At 72.6% G+C, this 2,581-nt stretch carries 3 protein-coding genes; all 3 read right to left on the minus strand.

Annotation, left to right across the window (positions count from 1 at the left end):
- Positions 1-101 precede the first annotated feature (101 nt).
- Positions 102-416 (minus strand): hypothetical protein, encoded by a 315-nt coding sequence (locus tag D7V97_RS42100; protein ID WP_120616146.1) that lies wholly within the window; start codon positions 414-416, stop codon positions 102-104.
- Positions 417-478: 62 nt separating this feature from the next.
- Positions 479-802: a cytochrome c gene (locus D7V97_RS42105; RefSeq protein ID WP_120616147.1), complete on the minus strand. Its 324-nt coding sequence runs from the start codon at positions 800-802 to the stop codon at positions 479-481.
- Positions 803-844: 42 nt separating this feature from the next.
- Complete coding sequence (locus D7V97_RS42110) at positions 845-2,428, minus strand: hypothetical protein (protein WP_233583590.1); 1,584 nt, start codon at positions 2,426-2,428, stop codon at positions 845-847.
- Positions 2,429-2,581 lie beyond the last annotated feature (153 nt).

A 2,581-nucleotide genomic window follows, 5' to 3' on the forward strand; every position in this document is an offset into this window, starting at 1 on the left:
GGGTGGGAATGGGGGGTGCCGTTTGACGTCATGTGGCTGCGCAAAGTTTGCGAGCCCCCCATTCCTTGCGGCATCACCGCGCTTTTCCAGCGCGGGTGACGCTAGCGGTGGCCGGCGCGGAGGGCGGCGCGCAGGCGGAGCATGTCATCCAGGACGCCCGGGTCCACCAGTTCCAGGGCGGCCTGCTGGGAGAGGGCGCGCGGGGACTGGCGGAACTCCTCCTCGTCCTCCTCGCCGCCCTTGCCGCCCTTCTTGTCGTCGCCGCCGCCCTTGTCGCCGCCGCCCTTGGGCATCAGCGCCACCGGCTGGGAGACGCCCGGCTCCAGGCGGGGGAAGGCGTTGGCGTCGGCGCGCACCGAGGCGAAGAGGCTGACGAGGGACAGGCAGAACACGATGGCGACAGTGAGGGTCTTCATGAGCGGCTCCGATTCTCGCAATCCCATGACGCCCGGGCGCCACGGGTTATTCACCCGGCGCGCTACTTCGCCTTGAGGGTGCGGATGTATCGCACCAGTGCGTCCATCTGCTCCGGGGTGAGCCGGTCCTTGTAGGCCTTCATCTTCGGGTTGTGGGACGAGCCGTTGGCGATCACGTCGCGCAGGTCGGCGTCCGTTTCGGCCTTCTGCCAGGCGGCCTGACTCATGTCGACGATGGCCTCCTTCTGGCCCATGCGCGTCTGGGCGCGGCCATCCGGGCCGTGGCAGGACTTGCAGCTCTTGCTCCAGAGGTCCGCCGCGTCGTCGGCCCGGGCGGCCGGGGCGCACAGCAGCAGGGTGAACAGCAGGCACAGCCGCGTCGTCATGCACCGTCTCCCGTGAGGGGGGGCGTCAGTATAGCGGGGGCTTCAGGACCCCGCGCGGGGCCAGAAGGGCGTGGCCGGGCGGTCGGGGGGCTGGAGCCAGACGGACTCCAGGAAGCGCACCGCGTTCTGGTCCGCGGTGTCGTTCCGGGTGAACGCCGCCTGGGCTCCCAGGAGCAGCCCCAGCGTCGCGAGCCCCGCGGCCCAGGCTCCGGCAGGGGCCGTGCGCCCGGCCGCGTCGCGCCCGAGGGCGGCGAACACGGCCCCCGCCACGCCCACCAGCGCCGCGATCAGCAGCCCGCCCGCGAGCCCCGTGGGGAGGCCCACGAAGGCGAGGACGTTGGGCGCGTGGTAGCCCGCCTGGAAGAGCGGACGGGCCAGCGCGAGCACGGGGGTGGAGACGTCGTCGGGGATGTAGTTGACGAAGGTGGCCAGGCCGGTGACGAGCACCGACGCCGCGCACAGCATGGCCGCGACGCCCGACAGCCACGGACGTCCGGCGCCGCGCAGCCGCTCCAGCACCAGCGCCGCGGGCAAGAGCAGGAAGGGCACGAGCCCCGTGAGGTGGCGCGGCCCCGTCGTCCAGCCCCACGAGTCGTAGGTGAACGACGACGTGAAGTACGTGTAGCCGGCGAGCGTCACCGCGGTCAGCCAGAAGAGGGCGCGGGCCTCCGGCGACTCGCGTCCCCCGCGCCGCAGGAGCACGAGGCCGGGCAGGGCGAGCAGCAGGAACGGCGACAGCGTGAACAGCCCCCGCAGCGGGGAGAAGAACGACAGGAAGAAGGCGCGCGGATCCGGCGTGCGGATGCCCAGGAAGCCGCCCAGGTGCCACGGCTGGTAGGCCGCGTCGTTGAGGTGCTTGTAGCCGGTCTCCAGCGGGTGGCCGAAGGTGGCCTGGTGGTAGAGCATCAGCGCAGCGAGGAAGGGCAGCGCGCCCAGGAAGGCGAGCCCCGTGGCCCGGCCCAGCTTCTGGAGCCTGTGGCCCCACGGCGCGTCCGTCCCCAGCAGCGTGAGGGCCGCGTAGAGGATGAGGCCGAGGACGCCCAGCCCTCCGGTGTACTCGGCGGCGACGGTGGCGCCCGCGCAGGCCCCGGCCACGACGTAGCCCCGCTCGCGCCACTCGCCGCGCGACAGCCGCCACAGCGCGTAGAAGCCAGCGAAGAGCAGCACCGCCGTTGTCTGGTGGCTCATGAAGAGCAGCGAGTAGCTGAACGCCAGCGAGCCCAGCGCGTACGTCACCGTGACGGCGTCCGCGACGGGGGGCGACACGAAGGCCTGGAGGAACCGGCGCACCAGCACCAGCAGGAACAGCGTGGGCAGCACCGTGAGGAAGAGGCGGCTGAAGAAGACGAGCGGCACCTCCGGCACGGCGTAGCGGTGACCGCCGCCCAAGGCGCGCAGGGCCGCGTACACGGGCACCGCGGCGAAGGACAAGAGCGGCGCCTTGGACGGGTAGTACTTCCCGTTCATCACCGACAGGTCGCCCACGGGGCCGTAGTCGCGCAGGGCCCGGTTGATCTCCAGCGTTCCGTCCTCCACCAGCGCGCGCGTCTGCCACAGCCGGCACAGCTCGTTGGGCGAGCGCAGGCCCGGGTGGTACGGGAAGAGCACCACGTAGAGCGCCGCCACCGTGGCCCACACCGCCCTGGGCAGGCCCGGGGCCCGACTCGTTCATCCCCGCGGCCAGTCCCGCCAGCCGCGACTCCGGCTCCTGCTGCCTTGGCGCCGGCGGCGCGGAGGCCGTGCCGCCCTGCTTCACCCGGTCCGCCTCCGCGCGCAGCT

Origin of the sequence: Corallococcus sp. CA053C (assembly GCF_003611675.1) — a bacterium.
Classification (GTDB): domain Bacteria; phylum Myxococcota; class Myxococcia; order Myxococcales; family Myxococcaceae; genus Corallococcus.

Bases quoted from the DNA above. Each gene is read 5' to 3' on its own strand.
- D7V97_RS42100 (WP_120616146.1), bottom strand. From the start codon at position 416: ATGAAGACCCTCACTGTCGCCATCGTGTTCTGCCTGTCCCTCGTCAGC.
- D7V97_RS42105 (WP_120616147.1), bottom strand. From the start codon at position 802: ATGACGACGCGGCTGTGCCTGCTGTTCACCCTGCTGCTGTGCGCCCCG.